Source organism: Enterobacter genomosp. O (assembly GCF_001022965.1).
Taxonomy (GTDB): domain Bacteria; phylum Pseudomonadota; class Gammaproteobacteria; order Enterobacterales; family Enterobacteriaceae; genus Enterobacter; species Enterobacter cloacae_L.
Window position 1 is genome coordinate 1 of sequence record NZ_LECZ01000007.1, and the last position, 5,746, is coordinate 5,746.

At 59.5% G+C, this 5,746-nt stretch carries 4 protein-coding genes; 1 reads left to right on the plus strand and 3 read right to left on the minus strand.

The window, feature by feature from the left end:
• Positions 1-11 precede the first annotated feature (11 nt).
• From ABR39_RS00705 to shiA, 3 genes are all read right to left on the minus strand, one after another.
• On the minus strand, positions 12-1,778 hold the full coding sequence (locus ABR39_RS00705) for an aminopeptidase P family protein (RefSeq protein WP_047345362.1): 1,767 nt from the start codon (positions 1,776-1,778) through the stop codon (positions 12-14).
• A gap of 18 nt (positions 1,779-1,796) precedes the next feature.
• Entirely contained in the window at positions 1,797-3,251 is a 1,455-nt protein-coding gene (locus ABR39_RS00710; RefSeq protein WP_047345363.1) for an AMP nucleosidase, read from the minus strand.
• 73 nt (positions 3,252-3,324) lie between these two features.
• A complete protein-coding gene (gene shiA, locus ABR39_RS00715; RefSeq protein ID WP_047345364.1) occupies positions 3,325-4,641 on the minus strand; it encodes a shikimate transporter in 1,317 nt (438 codons plus the stop codon).
• 191 nt (positions 4,642-4,832) lie between these two features.
• On the opposite strand from shiA, the gene ldtA reads away from it, so the two are divergent.
• Complete coding sequence (gene ldtA, locus ABR39_RS00720; protein ID WP_047345365.1) at positions 4,833-5,732, plus strand: L,D-transpeptidase; 900 nt, start codon at positions 4,833-4,835, stop codon at positions 5,730-5,732.
• The last annotated feature ends 14 nt before the right edge of the window (positions 5,733-5,746 follow it).

Consider the following 5,746-nt stretch of genomic DNA (forward strand, 5'->3'; position numbering starts at 1 on the left):
AGCGCACGAAATTACACATGAATCGGCGCCGTCGCCTCTTCCAGCCACGAACGCGCCTCGCTATTCACCAGCGGTAACAGCGCCTCACGTACCTGCCGGTGATACGCATCCAGCCACTGTTTCTCCTGCTCGCTCAGCAGATGCAGCTCAACCTGATTTAAGTCGACAGGGATCAGCGTCAGCGAGGCAAATCTACAAAACCCCGGACGGCTCTCCACAATCTCCACCTGGTTTTCAATGCGAATACCGTGGCTATCGCCCAGATAATATCCCGGCTCGATAGTCATGATATTGCCCGCCACCAGCGGCCACGGGTTGATCTTTTTGGCAATACGATGCGGGTTTTCATGGATCAGAAGCTGATGCCCCACGCCGTGCCCCGTGCCGTGATCGTAATCCAGCCCCATCTCCCACAGCGGACGACGCGCAAAAGCGTCCAGCTGATGCCCCTGAGTTCCGGAAGGAAACTGCAGGGTAATGAGCGACAGAAAGCCTCTCAGCACGGCGGTGTAATGCAGGCGCTGCTGCGGATCAACCTGACCCCATGCCAGCGTGCGCGTGGCATCGGTGGTGCCATTAGCATACTGACCGCCGGAATCGTTCAGGTAAAAATGGTTATGGCCGATGGGCTTATTGCTGGCCTCGCTCGAATGATAGTGGCACATCGCCGCATTGCTGGAGGAGGCGGAGATGGTGGCAAAACTTTGCTCGATAAACCCTGGCTGCTGTTTGCGGAACGCGAGCTGCTGCGCCTGCGCGTCCATCTCAGTCAGCGGTTGTCCTGCCGCTTCGCGCAGCGGCACTTCACGGCTCAGCCAGGCGAGGAAGTTGACCCACGCGGCACCGTCCTGGTGATGACACTCGCGGTAACCCGCCAGTTCGACCGGGTTTTTGGTGGCTTTCATCAGGGTAATAGGGTCGGTCTGCCAGACAATTTCTCCCCGTGGTTCAATGGCGAAGCGCAGAGCTACCGGCGCGGAATCGGCATCCACCATCACCCGCTTACCTTCAGCAATCTGCTGGCAACGTTCGATAAAGGCGTCCTGCGGTGCAATGGTGAACGCACTGCGCACCGCGTCTGGCAGGGCGCTGAGCTTGTTGTCGTTAACAAACCACTCAACGTGACCGTCACGGCCAAGCAGGACAAAGGAGAGCGGGACCGGGCTGAAAGGGATATCCGCGCCCCGCACGTTCAGGAGCCAGGCGATGTTATCCGGCAGGGTGACGGCCAGATAATCGGCATTGTTCGCCGCCAGCACGGCGGCAGCGCGCTGGCGTTTGTCTGCGCTGCTTTCGCCGCTCAGCTCAACCGGCATTTCTCGAATCAGCCCCGCCGGCGCGGCAGGGCGGTCAGTCCAGAGGGTATCAAAAGGAGATTCACTCAGTGGCACCAGCTCGCACGGCGTGGCAGACAGCTGCTCAAACTCCGAATTAGTCATCAGCAGCGCGTCAAAGCCGATGCGTGTTCCGGACTCAACGTTTTCCGCCAGCCATTGCGCCAGCGGCTCGTTATGCAGGTGGTGGATCTCAACCTCATCCGTATTGACCTGCACGCGCGCCTGGACCTGATAGCGGCCATCGACGAACAGCAGCGCTTTGTCCTGCAGCACCAGCGCCACGCCGGCCGAACCGTCAAAGCCCGTCAGCCAGGCCAGCTTTTCGTCGTAGGGCGTGCAGTATTCGCTCTGCCAGGCATCGGCGCGCGGGACGATCATCCCGTCGAGGTTATTGGCTTCAAGCCACTGGCGCAGGGCCGAGAGCGGTGATGTGCTGTACATTCTTTATCCTTATCGTGATTAGCGGAACGGCGGCTCGTTAAAGGTGCGCAGCTTGCGGGAATGGAGCTTGTCGCCTTCCGCCCGCAGCAGGTCGATGGCGCGAATCCCAATTTGCAGATGCTCTGAGATAGCCCCCTCATAGAAGCGGTTGGCCTGGCCCGGCAGCTTAATTTCGCCGTGCAGCGGCTTATCGGAGACGCACAGCAGCGTGCCGTAGGGGACGCGGAAGCGATAGCCCTGCGCGGCGATGGTGGCGCTCTCCATATCAATCGCCACCGCGCGGCTCAGGTTGAACCGCAGCGCGGAGGCGGAGTAGCGCAGCTCCCAGTTGCGGTCATCCGTCGTGACGACCGTACCGGTGCGCAGGCGCTGTTTAACCTCTTCACCCGGCATGCCGCTGACCTCTTTGGTGGCGTCATATAGCGCGCGCTGCACTTCGGCGATGCTCGGAATAGGGATATCCGGCGGCAGTACGGCGTCAAGCACGTGGTCGTCGCGCAGGTAGGCGTGGGCGAGAACGTAATCGCCAATCAGCTGGCTTTCACGCAGGCCGCCGCAGTGGCCAATCATCAGCCACACGTCCGGGCGCAGTACCGCCAGATGGTCACAGATGGTTTTCGCATTCGACGGGCCCACGCCAATGTTGATCAACGTAATGCCCTGTCCGTCGGCGGTGATCAGGTGCCAGGCGGGCATCTGATGTTTTTTCCACGCCAGGTCGGAAATGGCCTGCTCGGGGGCTTCGGTCTCAGCAGTGATCCAGATCCCGCCCGCACAGGACAGGGCGATGTAAGGGCTCTCCGGGTCAAGGATCTGGCTACAGCCCCAGCGGACAAACTCGTCGACGTAGCGGGTGTAGTTGGTAAAGAGCACGAAGGGCTGGAAATGTTCGGCTGGCGTACCGGTGTAGTGGCGCAGGCGTGCCAGGGAGAAATCGACCCGGCGGGCATCAAAATGCGACAGGGGAGAAAATTCTGCCGGGTGATAAATCCCGTCAGCCGTCTCATCGCCAATCTGTGAAAGTTCAGTCGTCGGGAAGTGGCGGGTCAGTCCCGCGCTCATGGAGCGGTCAAGCGTTAACGCCGAGCCGTCAATCACGTAGGGATACGGGATTTCGTGCTGTGAGGGCTCAACGGCAATATGCGCACCGTAGTCCTGGTACAGCAGCGTGAGCTGTTCTTCAAGATAAGGGCGGAACAGTGCAGGGCGGGTGACGGTGGTGCTGTAGCAGCCGGAGTGGGTAAAACGCGCGTAGGCGCGGGTTTTCGGCGTGGTGCTGGCGCTGCCGTCCCAGGTCACAGAGAGCGATGGATAAACAAAAAGGCCCTTGGTTCTGGCCTTTTCGTCGGGGAGTTTCCCCGTTTCGATATACTCGCTAATGGCGCTGCGCAGCGCATTGACGGACTGTTCATACAGCGCGTCGAGTTTTTCCAGCGCCTGAGCCGGGGTCAGGCTGGAGCCCTTATTATTCATCTCTGTCTCCTTGTTCCACAGGTGTGCGACTCTACCCGATAGTATGTCACACGCCTGTGAAACAAAAGTGAGATCAGCGGTGGCTCGTCTCTTTCATCAATAGCGCCGTCGCCGCCGACAGCAGGCAGCCAGCCAGCAGATAAATGGCCACGCTGTGCCAGTTTCCGCCGGAGAAGGTCACCAGCGCGGCGGCAATAAACGGCGTAAACCCGCCGCCGACAACACTTGCGACCTGGTAACCCACCCCTGCGCCGCTGTAGCGGTAGCTGGCGCCGAACAGTTCGGTAAACATCGGCTGCTGGACGCAGACCACCATATCGTGAGCGATGTTCGCGAGCATGATGGCGAAGAAGACAATCCAGAAGATCGACTGCGCCTCCAGCGCCATAAAGAATGGCCACGCGCTGAGAGTACCCACCAGCGCCCCGGTAATGTAGACGCGACGGCGGCCAAACCGGTCCGCCAGCCAGGCGAAGCAGGGGATAGTCAGGCAGCTTATCCCCCCGACTACCAGGCCGATATTCAGGAACAATTCGCGCGGCAGGCCGAGGTTTTGCGTCGAGTAGTTCAGCGCAAACGCGGTAACGATATACATCGTCAGCAGTTCGCACAGGCGCAGGGCAATAATTTTCAGAAAAGCGCCAGGGTGCTGGACCAGGGCTTCCATCACCGGCAGCCGTTTTTTGGCGGCTGTTTTTTCCTCCTGCTGCTGTTCGAATTCAGCAGACTCTTCCATTCCGTTACGGATCCACAGCGCGGCAATGACCAGCACGATGCTGAAGATGAACGGAATGCGCCAGCCCCAGCTCAGGAACTGCTCGTCGGTGGTGAGCTGGCTGATTAACGATACCAGCCCGGTGGAAAGTAACAGGCCGACGCCATAGCCAACCTGCACGCCGCTGCTGTAAAACGCTTTCTTATTCTTCGGCGCGCTTTCTACGGATAACAGCGCCGCACCGCCCCATTCGCCGCCCACGGCGAAACCCTGGATGGCGCGCAGCGTGACCAGCAATACCGGTGCCCACCAGCCGATGGCGGAAAACGAAGGAAGAATGCCAATCAGCGCGGTGGCGATCCCCATCATCCAGACGGTGAGCATCAGCATGCGTTTGCGGCCGAGGCGGTCGCCGAAGTGGCCGAAGATCACACCGCCCAGCGGGCGAAACAGAAAGCCGACGCCGAAGGTGGCAAACGCGGCGAGCGTGCCCATCGCGGGGCTGACCTGCGGAAAGAACTCGCGGTTAAAGACCAGGGCGGCGGTAATACCGTAGAGCAGAAAATCATACCAGTCGACGACGGCACCCGCGAAGCTGCCTAAGGCTGCGCGGCGGGCACGATTGAGCGAAGGTGTCTCCTCGTTGGGATGTGTGGAGGCGAGAGTGGAATCCATAGTTGTCCTGTCTGCACTAATTTTTAATTATTGGTATAAGAAAAGGTCACTCACAAAGCAGCCGTCGTATAAACGGAACCTATGAGACTACCGCGACAGGCAGCCTGTGCAAACTGATTTTATTTCCTGATGGGTAATGCAAAACGGCTACGCTATGCTTAATAAAGAGCGAAGCGACTGAGGAAGGGAATATGTGTCGTAAAGAGGCGTTGGGTTGTCTTGCTGCGTTACTTATCAGCCAGTGCGTGCAGGCGGTGAGCTACCCTTTACCGCCAACGGGCAGCCGTCTGGTGGGCAGCTCGCAGGTCATTACCGTGCCGGATCGCAATACGTTACCGCTTGAGGCGTTTGCCGCGCGCTACGGGCAGGGGCTAAGCAATATGCTGGAAGCGAACCCGGGCGTGGATCCTTTTTTGCCCAAAGCCGGTACACGGCTGGTCATTCCCCAGCAGCTGATTTTGCCTGACACCGTCCGCGAGGGCATTATCGTAAATGCGGCAGAAATGCGCCTCTACTATTATCCGCCAGGCGGTAACACCGTTGAAGTGCTGCCCATCGGCATCGGCCAGGCCGGGCGCGAAACGCCGCGTAACTGGGTGACGGCGGTTGAGCGCAAGCAGGAGGGACCCACCTGGTCGCCAACGCCCAATACGCGCCGCGCCTATGCGGCAGAGGGGAAAACCCTGCCGGCCTTTGTTCCCGCCGGGCCAGATAACCCGATGGGGCTGTATGCGATCTATATCGGCAGGCTGTACGCCATTCACGGCACAAACTCGAATTTCGGCATCGGGCTGCGGGTGAGCCAGGGCTGTATTCGTCTGCGTAATAACGACATCAAATACCTTTTCGATAATGTCCCCGTTGGAACTCGCGTGCAGCTTATCGATCGGCCCGTGAAAACCACCACCGAGCCGGACGGTAGCCGCTGGGTGGAGGTGCATGAGCCGCTGTCACGTAACCGTGCGGAATTTGAATCGACCAATAAGGTACCACTGCCGATTACCCCCGCGCTGCGAGCACAGCTTATAAACGAGGGAGCGGGAGCCGAACTGGAGCGGCGGTCGGGGATACCGGTGAAGCTTGGCATGTGAAGGCTTTGTGCGGG